The organism is Pseudomonas asgharzadehiana, from assembly GCF_019139815.1.
Classification (GTDB): domain Bacteria; phylum Pseudomonadota; class Gammaproteobacteria; order Pseudomonadales; family Pseudomonadaceae; genus Aquipseudomonas; species Aquipseudomonas asgharzadehiana.
This window is the reverse complement of record NZ_CP077079.1, coordinates 3910513-3923696: the sequence shown is the minus strand read 5'-3', so window position 1 is coordinate 3923696 and position 13184 is coordinate 3910513. Positions and strand designations below refer to the sequence as shown.

The window sequence follows — 13184 nt, the reverse complement described above, 5'->3', positions numbered from 1 at the left end:
CACGCCAATTGACTGGGCTGCCGGCTGAGTGGCAGGGCGTGGCATCGGAGACACAAACCCGTACAATGCGGCCATTGTGGCGTTATCGCCGTTTCGTGAATCAATCGCGCAGTGTTAAAAGTAGATCGTTCATTTTTCAGCTGCTCGGATTGGGCAGTATGTATCGTCATTTAACAGATGGACGCGCTAAAGGCGCAGGAATAGACCCGTTTTGAAGAAATCCACCGCAGCACCCAAGACAGTCGTGCCGGCCTGGCGCCAGCACCTGCATTATCGCCTCAAGGAAGGTGCGCTGATCGCGATCGGCGCGTTGTGCCTGTTCCTGATCATGGCGTTGCTCACCTATGGCAAGGACGATCCGGGCTGGAGCCACAACAGCAAGATCGACGATGTGCAGAACTTCGGCGGGCCGGTGGGCTCCTACAGCGCCGATATCCTGTTCATGGTGCTCGGTTACTTCGCTTACATCTTTCCCTTGCTGCTGGCGATCAAGACCTGGCAGATCTTCCGCCAGCGCCACGAGCCGTGGCAATGGAGCGGCTGGCTGTTTTCCTGGCGCCTGATCGGCCTAGTGTTCCTGGTGCTCTCCGGCGCGGCGCTGGCGCATATTCATTTCCATGCGCCTACCGGCCTGCCGGCGGGCGCGGGCGGGGCGCTGGGCGAAAGCCTTGGCGACCTGGCGCGCAAGACCCTGAATATCCAGGGCAGCACCTTGATGTTCATCGCGTTGTTCCTGTTCGGCCTTACGGTGTTCACTGACCTGTCGTGGTTCAAGGTGATGGACGTGACCGGCAAGATCACCCTTGACCTGCTGGAGCTGTTCCAGGGCGCCGCCAATCGCTGGTGGGCGGCCCGTGTCGAGCGCAAGCGCATGGTCGCGCAACTGCGTGAAGTCGACACCCGCGTCAACGAGGTGGTGGCCCCAAGTACGCCGGACCGCCGCGAGCAGGCCAAGGTCAAGGAACGCCTGATCGAACGCGAGCAGGCCCTGAGCAAGCACATGTCGGACCGCGAGAAGCAGGTGCCGCCGGTGATCGCTCCCGCGCCGCCCAAGGCCCCCGAGCCGAGCCATCGCGTGCAGAAAGAGAAGCAGGCGCCACTGTTTGTCGACAGCGCGGTTGAAGGCACCTTGCCGCCCATCTCGATTCTTGACCCGGCTGAAAAGAAACAACTCAATTATTCCCCGGAATCCCTGGCGGCCGTCGGCCACCTGCTGGAAATCAAGCTCAAGGAATTCGGCGTCGAGGTCTCGGTTGACTCAATCCACCCCGGCCCGGTGATCACCCGTTACGAAATCCAGCCGGCCGCCGGTGTGAAAGTCAGCCGCATCTCCAACCTGGCCAAGGACCTGGCCCGCTCCCTGGCCGTGACCAGCGTGCGTGTGGTGGAGGTGATTCCCGGCAAGACCACTGTGGGTATCGAGATCCCTAACGAAGACCGCCAGATCGTGCGCTTCTCAGAGGTGCTGTCGACGCCGGAATACGACAACTTCAAATCGCCGGTCACCCTGGCGCTGGGTCACGATATCGGCGGCAAGCCGGTGATCACTGACCTTGCAAAAATGCCTCACTTGTTGGTGGCCGGTACCACCGGTTCCGGTAAGTCGGTGGGCGTGAACGCGATGATCCTGTCGATTCTGTTCAAGTCCGGCCCGGATGACGCCAAGCTGATCATGATCGACCCGAAGATGCTGGAACTGTCGATCTACGAAGGCATTCCGCACCTGCTCTGCCCGGTGGTCACCGACATGAAGGACGCCGCCAACGCCCTGCGCTGGAGCGTTGCCGAGATGGAACGCCGCTACAAGCTGATGGCGAAGATGGGCGTGCGCAACCTGTCGGGCTTCAACGCCAAGGTCAAGGAAGCCCAGGACGCCGGCACGCCGTTGACCGACCCGCTGTACAAGCGCGAAAGCATCCACGACGAAGCGCCATTGTTGAGCAAGCTGCCGACCATCGTGGTCGTGGTCGATGAATTCGCCGACATGATGATGATCGTCGGCAAGAAGGTTGAAGAACTGATCGCCCGTATCGCCCAGAAGGCGCGAGCGGCCGGTATCCACTTGATCCTCGCCACCCAGCGCCCATCGGTGGATGTGATCACCGGTCTGATCAAGGCCAACATCCCGACGCGCATGGCGTTCCAGGTATCAAGCAAGATCGACTCGCGCACCATCATCGACCAGGGCGGCGCCGAGCAATTGCTGGGCCATGGTGACATGCTCTACATGCCGCCAGGCACCAGCCTGCCGATCCGCGTGCACGGCGCCTTTGTCTCCGACGATGAGGTTCACCGCGTGGTGGAAGCCTGGAAGCTGCGCGGCGCCCCGGAATACAACGACGATATCCTGGCGGGTGTCGAAGAGGCCGGCAGTGGCTTCGACGGCGGCAGCGGCGGTGGCGACGATGACGCCGAGACCGACGCGCTGTACGACGAAGCCGTGGCATTCGTGCTGGAAAGCCGCCGGGCCTCGATTTCCGCCGTGCAGCGCAAGCTGAAGATCGGCTATAACCGCGCTGCCCGCATGATCGAAGCCATGGAACACGCCGGCGTCGTCACCGCAATGAACACCAACGGCTCGCGTGAAATCATCGCCCCCGGGCAGATGCGCGACTGATCCCGTGCCGCGTGGCAATACGCGGCACGTCCTGACTACTCAATGAGGACTCCCATGCGCCTTATCCGCATGCTGTTGTTGCCGGCCCTGGCCCTGACCGCTGTTTCGGCTCACGCTGACCCGGCTTCGGTGGCCAGCCTGAAGAACCTGCTGGACAAATCCCAGACCCTGACCGCGCGCTTCTCCCAGCTGACCCTGGATGCCGGTGGCACCCAGTTGCAGGAAACCGCGGGGGAGATGGCCGTGCAGCGCCCAGGGCTGTTCTACTGGCACACCGAGGGCAAGGCCGAGCAGACCATCGTTTCCGATGGCCAGAAGGTTACCCTGTGGGACCCGGACCTGGAGCAGGCCACCATCAAGAAGCTGGACCCACGCCTGAACCAGACTCCAGCGCTGCTGCTGTCGGGTGATGTGTCGAAAATCAACGACAGCTTTGACATCACCTCCAAGCAGACCAGCAACGTCATCGAGTTCACCCTCAAGCCCAAATCCAAGGACACGCTGTTTGACACGCTGTCCCTGTCGTTCGGCAACGGCGTGATCAACAACATGCGCCTGGTCGACAGTGTGGGCCAGCGCACCGATATCCTGTTCAGCGGGGTCAAGGCCAACCAGCCGGTACCTGCGTCCAAGTTCAAGTTCGACATCCCCAAGGGTGCCGACGTGATCCAGGAATAAACTGCCCAGAGGTTTCAAACGCTGCCCATGGACCTGTTTCGAAGTGACCCGATTGCCCAGCCCCTGGCCGCACGCTTGCGCTCGACCAACCTGGATGAGTACGTCGGTCAGGAACACCTGCTCGCTCGCGGCAAGCCTTTGCGCGAAGCCCTGGAGCAGGGTGCGCTGCATTCGATGATTTTCTGGGGGCCGCCGGGGGTGGGTAAAACCACCCTGGCACGGCTGCTGGCGAAAGTCTCGGATGCGCACTTTGAAACAGTCTCGGCGGTGCTGGCCGGGGTCAAGGAGATCCGCCAGGCGGTGGAGGTCGCCAAACAGCAGGCTGGGCAGTACGGTAAGCGCACGATTCTGTTTGTCGACGAAGTGCACCGGTTCAACAAGTCGCAGCAGGATGCGTTCCTGCCGTATGTTGAGGACGGCACGCTGATCTTTATCGGCGCCACCACCGAAAACCCCTCGTTCGAACTGAACAATGCCTTGCTCTCGCGGGCGCGGGTCTATGTGCTCAAGAGCCTGGATGAAGGGGCGATGCAAAAGCTGCTGCAGCGTGCCTTGAGCGAAGACAAAGGCCTGGGCAAGCGCCAACTGAGCGTCAGCGACGAAGGCTTCAAGATCCTGCTCACCGCCGCCGATGGCGACGGCCGACGTTTTCTCAACCTGCTGGAGAACGCCTCCGACCTCGCCGAAGATGGCAGCGAAATTGGCGTCGACCTGTTGCAGAGCCTGCTCGGTGACACCCGTCGTCGTTTCGATAAGGGCGGCGAAGCCTTCTACGACCAGATCTCGGCGCTGCATAAATCCGTACGCGGCTCCAACCCGGACGGTGCGCTGTACTGGTTTGCGCGGATGATCGACGGCGGCTGCGACCCGTTGTACCTGGCCCGCCGCGTGGTACGCATGGCCAGCGAAGACATCGGTAACGCCGACCCCCGCGCACTGAGCCTGTGCCTGGCCGCGTGGGACGTGCAGGAACGCCTCGGCAGCCCGGAAGGCGAGTTGGCGGTAGCGCAGGCCATCACTTATCTGGCCTGCGCGCCAAAAAGCAACGCGGTGTACATGGGCTTCAAGTCGGCCCTGCGTGCGGCGGCCGAACACGGCTCCCTCGAAGTGCCGATGCACCTGCGCAATGCGCCGACCAAGTTGATGAAGCAACTGGGCTACGGTGATGAATACCGCTACGCCCACGATGAACCGGACGCCTATGCCGCCGGTGAAGACTACTTCCCCGATGAGCTTGAGCCCTTGCCGCTCTACCAGCCGGTGCCCCGTGGCCTGGAGTTGAAGATCGGTGAGAAGCTCAATCATCTGGCCGCACTCGATCGTTTAAGTCCCAGGCAGCGGAGAAAATCATGATTCCCTTGGTGGTCGCCGTCTCGGCGGGCGGTATCGCGGGTACACTGCTGCGCTTTGCGACGGGTAATTGGATCAGCGCGAATTGGCCCAAGCACTTCTATACCGCGACGCTGGCCGTTAATATCGTGGGCTGCCTGTTGATCGGCGTTTTATATGGCCTGTTCCTGGTGCGCCCCGAAGTACCGATTGAGGTGCGCGCCGGGCTGATGGTTGGCTTTCTTGGCGGCCTGACGACCTTTTCATCCTTTTCACTGGATACCGTACGCCTGCTGGAAAGCGGGCAAGTGCCGCTGGCGATTGGCTACGCTGCCATCAGTGTATTCGGCGGGCTGCTCGCCACCTGGGCCGGCCTGTCCTTGACCAAACTTTGATAAACGAGAGACCGACATGCTCGATTCCAAACTGTTACGTAGCAACCTTCAGGACGTAGCGGACCGCCTGGCATCCCGTGGCTTTGCCTTGGATGTTGCGCGCATCGAAGCGCTGGAAGAACAGCGCAAGACCGTCCAGACCCGCACCGAAGCACTGCAGGCTGAGCGTAATGCGCGTTCCAAGTCCATCGGTCAGGCCAAGCAGCGCGGCGAAGACATCGCGCCGTTGATGGCGGACGTCGAGCGCATGGGCACCGAGCTGTCCGACGGCAAGGTCGAGCTGGAGGGCATTCAGTCCGAGCTGGATTCGATCCTGCTGGGCATCCCTAACCTGCCGCACGAGTCCGTGCCGATTGGCGAAGACGAAGACGGCAACGTCGAAGTGCGCCGCTGGGGCACGCCAAAAGCCTTTGATTTCGAGATCAAGGACCACGTCGCCCTGGGCGAATTGACCGGTGGCCTGGACTTTGAGACCGCCGCCAAAATGTCTGGTGCGCGCTTTGCGCTGCTGCGCGGCCCGATTGCGCGCATGCACCGTGCCCTGGCGCAGTTCATGATCAACCTGCACACCGGCGAACATGGCTACGAAGAGGCCTACACGCCTTACCTGGTTCAGGCGCCCGCACTGATGGGCACCAGCCAGTTGCCGAAGTTCGAAGAGGACCTGTTCAAGATCAGCCGCGATGGCGAAGCCGATCTGTACCTGATCCCGACGGCCGAAGTGTCGCTGACCAATATCGTGGCCGGCGAGATCCTCGACGCCAAGCAACTGCCGATCAAGTTCGTCGCCCACAGCCCGTGCTTTCGCAGTGAAGCCGGTGCGTCGGGGCGTGACACGCGCGGCATGATCCGTCAGCACCAGTTCGACAAAGTCGAGATGGTCCAGGTGGTTGAGCCGTCGACCTCCATGCAAGCCCTGGAAGGCCTGACCGCCAACGCCGAACGCGTGCTGCAACTGCTGGAGCTGCCGTACCGCGTCCTGGCGCTGTGCACCGGCGACATGGGCTTCAGCGCCGTGAAGACCTACGACCTCGAAGTATGGGTGCCGAGCCAGGACAAGTATCGCGAGATCTCGTCGTGCTCCAACTGCGGTGATTTCCAGGCCCGTCGCATGCAGGCGCGTTTCCGCAACCCTGAAACCGGCAAGCCGGAACTGGTACACACCCTTAACGGCTCCGGTCTGGCAGTAGGCCGTACCCTGGTCGCCGTGCTGGAAAACTACCAGCAGGCCGACGGTTCGATCCGTGTGCCGCAGGTGCTCAAGCCGTACATGGCGGGCGTCGAGGTCATCCGCTAAATGGAATTTCTGCCGCTGTTTCATAACCTGCGCGGCAGTCGCGTGCTGGTGGTCGGTGGTGGGGAGATTGCCTTGCGCAAATCCCGGCTGCTGGCCGACGCCGGTGCCGTGCTGCGAGTGGTTGCTCCCCAGATCGAAGACCAGTTGCGTGAGCTGGTGCTGGGCAGTGGCGGGGAACTGATTTTGCGCGGTTATCAGGAGGCCGACCTCGACGGTTGCACCCTGATCATCGCCGCGACCGACGACGAGCCCCTGAATGCGCAAGTCTCCAGCGAGGCCAAGCGTCGTTGCGTACCGGTCAATGTGGTGGACGCGCCGGCCCTGTGCAGCGTGATTTTCCCGGCGATCGTCGACCGCTCGCCGTTGGTGATTGCAGTGTCCAGCGGCGGCGATGCGCCGGTGCTGGCACGCTTGATCCGCGCCAAACTGGAAACCTGGATTCCGTCCACTTACGGCCAATTGGCCGGGTTGGCGGCGCGTTTTCGGGCCCAGGTCAAGGGGCTGTATCCGGACGTGCAGCAGCGCCGTGCGTTCTGGGAAGAAGTGTTCCAGGGCCCGATTGCCGACCGCCAGTTGGCCGGGCAGGGCGACGAGGCCGAGCGCCTGTTGATCGACAAAGTCAACGGCGCACCGCCGCACGCGCCGGGTGAAGTCTACCTGGTGGGCGCGGGCCCCGGTGATCCGGACCTGCTGACCTTCCGTGCGCTGCGCCTGATGCAGCAGGCTGATGTGGTGCTGTACGACCGTCTGGTGGCCCCGGCGATTCTTGAGCTATGCCGACGTGATGCCGAGCGTGTGTACGTCGGCAAGCGTCGCGCGGACCATGCCGTGCCGCAGGACCAGATCAACCAGCAACTGGTGGATTTGGCCAGGCAGGGCAAGCGCGTGCTGCGCCTCAAGGGCGGCGACCCGTTTATTTTTGGGCGCGGGGGCGAAGAGATCGAGGAACTGGCGGCCCACGGCATCCCGTTCCAGGTGGTGCCTGGCATTACGGCCGCCAGCGGCTGCGCGGCGTATGCCGGGATTCCGCTGACCCACCGTGACTATGCGCAGTCGGTACGCTTTATCACCGGTCACCTGAAGAACGGTACTTCGGATCTGCCTTGGCAGGACCTGGTCGGGCCCTCACAAACGCTGGTGTTCTACATGGGCTTGATTGGCTTGCCGATCATCTGTGAGCAGTTGATCAAGCATGGACGCGCCGCCGATACCCCGGCGGCGTTGATCCAGCAGGGCACCACGTCCAACCAGCGCGTGTTCACCGGCACCCTGGCGGACTTGCCTCGCATGGTGGCGGAGCATGAAGTGCATGCGCCGACACTGGTGATCGTGGGTGAGGTGGTGGTATTGCGCGAGAAACTGAAGTGGTTTGAAGGCGCTCAGTCCCAGGTGTGAGGCTTAAAAGCATCGGGAGCAAGCCACCTCCCACCTTTGGAACGCATTCCAGGTGTGGGAGGTGGCTTGCTCCCGATGCGGCCATCCATCACACCCTATCTTTTGGATCAGCTCCAAACCCCTGAACCCACCAGCCGCGCCCGATCATGCTTGCCCTCAAACCGCTGCAACGGCCCTTTCGGCACAATTGCCGTCGGATTGATCGTCCGATGGCTGGCGTAGTAATGCCCCTTGATGTGCTCGAAATCCACGGTCTCGGCCACGCCAGGCCACTGGTACATCTCCCGCAGCCAATTGGACAGGTTCGAAGAGTCCGCGATCCGCCGCAGATTGCATTTGAAGTGGCTGTAATACACCGCATCAAAGCGAATCAGCGTGGTAAACAAGCGCACGTCAGCCTCGGTCAGGTGTTCGCCGGCCAGGTAACGATGGTCGTCCAGGTGCCGTTCCAGATGATCCAACTCGGCAAACACATCATCAAACGCGCTTTCATACGCTTGCTGTGATGTGGCGAAGCCTGCGCGATATACGCCGTTGTTTACGGCCGGGTAGATGCGTTCGTTCAACGAATCGATGGTTGCGCGCAGCGGCTGGGGATAGAAATCCAGCGTGTTGCCGGTCAGCCCGTTGAACGCGCTGTTGAACATGCGAATGATCTCGGCGGATTCATTGCTCACAATGCGCTTGAGCTGCTTGTCCCACAGCACGGGCACGGTGACGCGGCCGGTGTAGTCGGCCGTGTCGGCGGTGTAGCGCTGGTGCATATAGGTAAAGTCGTCGAGGGCATCGCCGGTGGAACCGTGAGCCTTATCGAACGTCCAGCCGTTTTCCAGCATCAGCCAACTGACCACGGACACGTCGATCAAGCTTTCCAGGCCCTTGAGCTTGCGCATGATCAGCGTGCGGTGGGCCCAAGGGCACGCCAAGGACACGTAGAGGTGATAGCGACCGGCCTCGGCCTTGAAGCCACCTTCGCCGCTCGGGCCAGGCTGGCCATCGGCGGTCACCCAGTGGCGGCGCTGGGCCTGTTCGCGCTGGAAGGCGCCGTCCGCGCTACTTTCGTACCACTGGTCTTTCCAGTGTCCTTCGATCAGCAAACCCATGATTGGCTCCTCAACTAATAAGCGTTGGAGCCCAGTCTAAAGGGATGAGTTCGAACTAAAAGCGCAAAGACTGCGGGTGAATAATCGATTAAATCGATCTGTCCCGTGCATCCCAGTACTGCCGGGCCAATTCGAACGCCTGTTCCCGTGATTGCCCCAGGCCACGCAAGGCCAGTGCCATGGTGGCGGTCAGCGCCAGTTGCGGGTAGCTGTCCTCGACGTCGCCACGCCACAGCGCTTTCAGATGCTCGGGTTCCAGGGTCGCCGGTTTGACGTGGCGCTGGGCGGAGAGGGCGGGCCATTCTTCATCCCAGCTTGCGCCGCCGGTGGTGCCGTAGAGGTGGCTGGCCGTGTCCGGGTTGATCTCGATTTCGCCGCCGTCACCCTTCACCACAATCACGTTGTCGCCAAGCAGGCCGCTGGCATCGCGGTGAACGCCCTGATAACCCGGATGGAAAATACTTTGCAGGCCGCAGCGCGCATTCAGCGGGTTGAGCAGGCGCGCCAGGGAGTGGATCGGCGAGCGCAGGCCCAGGGTGTTGCGCAGGTCGATCATGCGTTGCAACTGCGGCGCCCAGTCGCCCAGCGGGATAAATGCCAGGTTGCCTTGCTCGTAGGCACTTTCGACCTGCTGCCAATTGCGGCACAGCGGGATCTGCAGGGTGTGCAGCAATTGCTCGGTGTACAACCGGCCGGCCGTATGAGCGCCGCCGCCGTGCATGAGAATGCGCACGCCGTTGTGTGCCAGGCATTTGGCCGCCAGCAGGAACCACGGCAGATGGCGTTTTTTACCGGCGTAGGTCGGCCAGTCGATAGCCACATTCAGCGCGGGTGCGTTCAAGCGTTCGCGCACGGCTTCGGTGAAACCGGCGAGCTCTTCCGGGCTTTCTTCCTTGTGGCGCAGCAGCATGAGGAAGGCGCCGAGCTGGGTGTCTTCGACTTTTTCGTCGAGCAGCATGCCCATGGCTTCGCGAGCTTCCTCGCGGGTGAGGTTGCGCGCGCCGCGCTTGCCTTTGCCCAGGATGCGCACGAACTGCGCAAACGGGTGCTCGGCCGGTGTTTCAAGAGTGAGTGGGGCAAAGTCGGTCATAAGCAATTCGTCGGCCGGGGCAGGCCCGCCAGCTTGGCGGCGAGTTTGGCGGGAGTGCCATTGAACAGTTTGTTGAGATGCAGGCTGTTGCCCTTTTCCGGGCCCAGCTTCAGGGCGGTGTACTTGATCAGCGGGCGGGTGGCCGGGGACAGCTGGTACTCGGCATAAAACCCGCGCAGCAGTTCAAGGATTTCCCAGTGGGCCGGGGTCAGTTCCAGGTGTTCGGCGGCGGCCAGGGCATGGGCCACCTCGTGAGACCAATCGTTCAGGTCGACGAGATAGCCGTCCTTGTCCAGTTCGAGGCGGCGCCCGCCCAGGGTCAGGGTGTTCATAGCCAGGTGTTGACCTTGTCGTAGTCGATCGACAGTTGCACGAAACCTGGGAAGTCCACGCTGTCGGCCCAGTCCGGCAGCGGCAGATTGCGCGCCTGCATGTCTTCGCTCAGCACGAACACCTTCACGCCCTGGGTTTGCAGGGCCGCACTGTGCAGCGCATAGGCGCCATCGCCGCAGAGCAGGATCGCGTCCCTGTTGCCGCACACACGCAGGCAACTGTCGAGGCGGCTATCGGTAAACGGGGAATGAGACAGCACATGTAAAGTCGACATCAGAGGGTAATCACCTGGTCGTAACGGTCAATCAGCTTGGAGATAGCGTCGCTGTCCAGCGGCTGGGCGCTGGCGGGCGGGGCGAGCCCGCGTTCGGCCAAGCTGTGGCGGCAGGCGAACACTTCTTCGACGCCAAACAGCTCCAGCGCCTGCAGATTGGCACTCAAGTCTTTTTGCTGCACGGCCTTGGCGTTCTGGTGCGGTGCCAACTGGAACACGCCATCGTCCATAAACAGCAGGCCGATGGGCAGATCAAACGCGCCACCGGCCAACACGATATCCAGCGCCTCGCGCGCGCTCGGCCCGGACCACGGCGCCTGGCGACTGATCACCAATAAGGATTTGGACATGTCACGGCCCTCCAAAACAGATCAGGCGGTCGGCAGCCTGGATCGCATCATGCAACTGCCCCAGGCCCGACAGCGCCCACGGCGCGTCCAGGTTGATCGCGCTGCGTTGATAGCGCGTGGCCTCTTCGCTGTTGAGCACGCCACGGCGCAACGCGGCGGCGATGCACACCACGCCGTCGAGCTGGTGTTGGCTGACGAACTCACGCCATTGTCGGGCAATGTCTTGCTCATCCTGGGGCGCAACGATGGTGTTGGATGCGCTGTACACGCCATCCTGATAAAAAAACAGCCGCACAATCTCGTGGCCGCCGGCCAGCGCCGCCTGGGCGAACAGCAAGGCGCGGCGCGAGGAGGGTGCGTGGGCCGCGGAATACAAGGCAATCGCAAACTTCATGGAACACTCGGCAAGCAAACGTGAGCCAATGATAAAGCCGCCGCCGCGAAAAAGCCCGCCGTGATCAAAACGGTCACTGCCGGTGACTGTTCCGGCGATTGCCGGTAGGGCCAAGGCTGCCTAGTCTGTGGTCAGTCGAATCGCAAATGGAGTTCGTATGTCAGGTCCCTTGGCGTCCCTCAAAGTGTTGGATTTTTCTACCTTGCTGCCCGGCCCGTTCGCATCGTTGATGCTCGCGGACATGGGCGCCGAGGTGCTGCGTATCGAATCGCCCACGCGTATGGACCTGTTGCGTGTGCTGCCGCCCCATGACCGGGGCACGTCGGCGGGCCATGCCTACCTCAACCGCAATAAGCGCAGCCTGGCGCTGGACCTCAAGCAGCCCGAAGCGCTGGAGATCGTGCGCGCGCTGGTCACAGGCTACGACATCGTGCTGGAACAGTTTCGCCCCGGCGTGATGGAGCGCCTGGGCCTGGGGTATGAGGCGTTGAAGGCGATCAACCCGAGGTTGATCTATGTGTCGATCACCGGCTATGGCCAGACCGGCCCCTATAAGGATCGTGCCGGCCACGATATCAACTACCTGGCCCTGGCGGGGCTGGCCAGCCACACCGGGCGCCAGGGCAGCGGGCCGTTGCCGTTGGGCGTGCAACTGGCGGACGTGGGCGGCGGTTCTTTGCACGCGGTGGTGGGGTTGTTGGCGGCGGTGATCGCCCGACAGCAGAGCGGGGTGGGGCAATACCTGGATGTGAGCATGACCGACTGCTCATTCAGCCTCAACGCTATGGCGGGTGCGGGTTACCTGGCGTGCGGGGTAGAGCCTGGGTGGGAAAAACACGCGCTCAATGGGGGCAGCTTCTACGATTACTACCGATCCCGCGATGGCCGCTGGATGTCGGTCGGCAGCCTGGAGCCGGCGTTTATGCAGCAGTTATGCATGGCGTTAGGGCGGCCCGAGTTGGCTGCGTGGGGCCTGGACCCGGAGCGACAACCGGCGCTGAAACAGGCGTTGCAGGTGGAATTCGAGACGCGCAGTTTTGACGAACTGTGTGTGCTGTTTGCCGAGCTGGATGCGTGTGTGGAGCCCGTGTTGAGTTTCGCCGAGGCGGCGGAACATCCCCAATTGAAAGCGCGCGAACTGGTGAGCCAAGTACCCCGGGGCGATGGCTCGACACAGGCGCAACTGGCCTGCCCGCTGAAGTTTTCCGAGGGGTTGCCGGCGCCTCGGCATATGGGTGTCGCGGTGGGTGCGCACAGTGATGAGGTGTTGGCGCAGTTGGGGCTGAGTGCTCAGCGCATAGCCGAACTGCGGCACGCCAAGGTGGTTGGGTGACTGATCTGGCGCTATCGGGGGCTTGCTCCCGATAAGGTCCCTATTCCACCCGGGTTTCCCCGGTAAACACCAGGGTCTGCCGACACCGCCTGCACAAATACCGCCGCCCCTGGCCCACCATTCCATGGCGCTGCGGCGAAAATGGAAAGTCGCTGTCGGCACACGGGCAACGGTAGATGTAGCGCGTCACCTGGCGGCGTTTCACGGCATAGGTGTGACAACGGTCCGGCGGCAGTTCGTAGACCCCACGCATGATCAATTGCCATTCCTCGCCATGGGGCTGGATGCGTTCGCCGAATAATTGGTGAGCGATCAGGTGCGCCACTTCGTGGGCTACGGTCTGCTTCAGGAAATGTTGGCTGTTTTCACGGTACAGCTGTGGGTTGAAGCGCAGCAGGTTCTCGTGCAAATGCGCGACACCGGCTTTTTGGCCCCGCAGCTTGAGGCTGACCTGGGGGCGTTTGAAGCTTCGTTTGAAAAAGAATTCGGCTTGCAGGAAACACTCTTCGACGCGGGTATTGAGTTGCTCGGGCATGCTGTACCTATCTCCAGAGAGGCCCAGTATGCCGCACAACCGTGTGTTTCCGAATCTGTCA

General features: G+C 62.1%; 14 protein-coding genes. 7 read left to right on the top strand and 7 right to left on the bottom strand.

All coding sequences use genetic code 11. The features are described 5' to 3' along the window. Window positions 1-211: 211 nt before the first annotated feature. The 6 genes from ftsK to cysG are packed head-to-tail and all read left to right on the top strand — an operon-like array spanning window position 212 to window position 7711. The gene (ftsK, locus tag KSS96_RS17715; protein WP_017527195.1) at window positions 212-2617 is read left to right on the top strand and encodes a DNA translocase FtsK; all 2406 of its coding nucleotides are present in this window, start codon (window positions 212-214) and stop codon (window positions 2615-2617) included. Between the two features lie 54 nt (window positions 2618-2671). After that, complete coding sequence (lolA, locus tag KSS96_RS17710) at window positions 2672-3295, top strand: outer membrane lipoprotein periplasmic chaperone LolA (RefSeq protein ID WP_016975527.1); 624 nt, start codon at window positions 2672-2674, stop codon at window positions 3293-3295. 27 nt (window positions 3296-3322) lie between these two features. Then, window positions 3323-4648 (top strand): replication-associated recombination protein A, encoded by a 1326-nt coding sequence (locus KSS96_RS17705; protein WP_017527196.1) that lies wholly within the window; start codon window positions 3323-3325, stop codon window positions 4646-4648. Continuing rightward, complete coding sequence (gene crcB / locus KSS96_RS17700; protein ID WP_017527197.1) at window positions 4645-5019, top strand: fluoride efflux transporter CrcB; 375 nt, start codon at window positions 4645-4647, stop codon at window positions 5017-5019. Before KSS96_RS17705 ends, crcB begins: the two co-directional genes overlap by 4 nt. 16 nt (window positions 5020-5035) lie before the next feature. Then, window positions 5036-6316 (top strand): serine--tRNA ligase, encoded by a 1281-nt coding sequence (serS, locus tag KSS96_RS17695; RefSeq protein ID WP_017527198.1) that lies wholly within the window; start codon window positions 5036-5038, stop codon window positions 6314-6316. Then, complete coding sequence (gene cysG, locus KSS96_RS17690; protein WP_017527199.1) at window positions 6317-7711, top strand: siroheme synthase CysG; 1395 nt, start codon at window positions 6317-6319, stop codon at window positions 7709-7711. A gap of 107 nt (window positions 7712-7818) precedes the next feature. Here cysG and KSS96_RS17685 read toward each other — a convergent pair whose 3' ends face one another. The 6 genes from KSS96_RS17685 to tusD form a co-directional block, all read right to left on the bottom strand. Then, on the bottom strand, window positions 7819-8814 hold the full coding sequence (locus tag KSS96_RS17685) for a glutathione S-transferase family protein (protein WP_065877418.1): 996 nt from the start codon (window positions 8812-8814) through the stop codon (window positions 7819-7821). 88 nt (window positions 8815-8902) lie between these two features. After that, window positions 8903-9904, bottom strand: a complete 1002-nt coding sequence (locus KSS96_RS17680; protein ID WP_065877416.1) for a glycosyl transferase family protein — start codon at window positions 9902-9904, stop codon at window positions 8903-8905. After that, window positions 9901-10236 carry a TusE/DsrC/DsvC family sulfur relay protein gene (locus KSS96_RS17675; protein ID WP_068937039.1) on the bottom strand — a complete coding sequence of 112 codons (336 nt, stop codon included), beginning with the start codon at window positions 10234-10236 and terminating at the stop codon, window positions 9901-9903. The genes KSS96_RS17680 and KSS96_RS17675 overlap by 4 nt, the downstream gene beginning before the upstream one ends. Next, window positions 10233-10511 carry a sulfurtransferase complex subunit TusB gene (tusB, locus tag KSS96_RS17670; protein WP_068937038.1) on the bottom strand — a complete coding sequence of 93 codons (279 nt, stop codon included), beginning with the start codon at window positions 10509-10511 and terminating at the stop codon, window positions 10233-10235. Before tusB ends, KSS96_RS17675 begins: the two co-directional genes overlap by 4 nt. After that, complete coding sequence (gene tusC / locus KSS96_RS17665) at window positions 10511-10861, bottom strand: sulfurtransferase complex subunit TusC (protein ID WP_068937037.1); 351 nt, start codon at window positions 10859-10861, stop codon at window positions 10511-10513. Before tusC ends, tusB begins: the two co-directional genes overlap by 1 nt. 1 nt (window position 10862) lies before the next feature. Further along, complete coding sequence (gene tusD, locus KSS96_RS17660) at window positions 10863-11255, bottom strand: sulfurtransferase complex subunit TusD (RefSeq protein ID WP_065877414.1); 393 nt, start codon at window positions 11253-11255, stop codon at window positions 10863-10865. A 157-nt stretch (window positions 11256-11412) separates the two neighbouring features. On the opposite strand from tusD, the gene KSS96_RS17655 reads away from it, so the two are divergent. Then, a complete protein-coding gene (locus tag KSS96_RS17655; RefSeq protein ID WP_065877413.1) occupies window positions 11413-12588 on the top strand; it encodes a CaiB/BaiF CoA transferase family protein in 1176 nt (391 codons plus the stop codon). Window positions 12589-12628: 40 nt separating this feature from the next. On the opposite strand, the gene KSS96_RS17650 is transcribed toward KSS96_RS17655, so the two are convergent. Continuing rightward, a complete protein-coding gene (locus KSS96_RS17650) occupies window positions 12629-13123 on the bottom strand; it encodes a SprT family zinc-dependent metalloprotease (protein WP_017527207.1) in 495 nt (164 codons plus the stop codon). Window positions 13124-13184 lie beyond the last annotated feature (61 nt).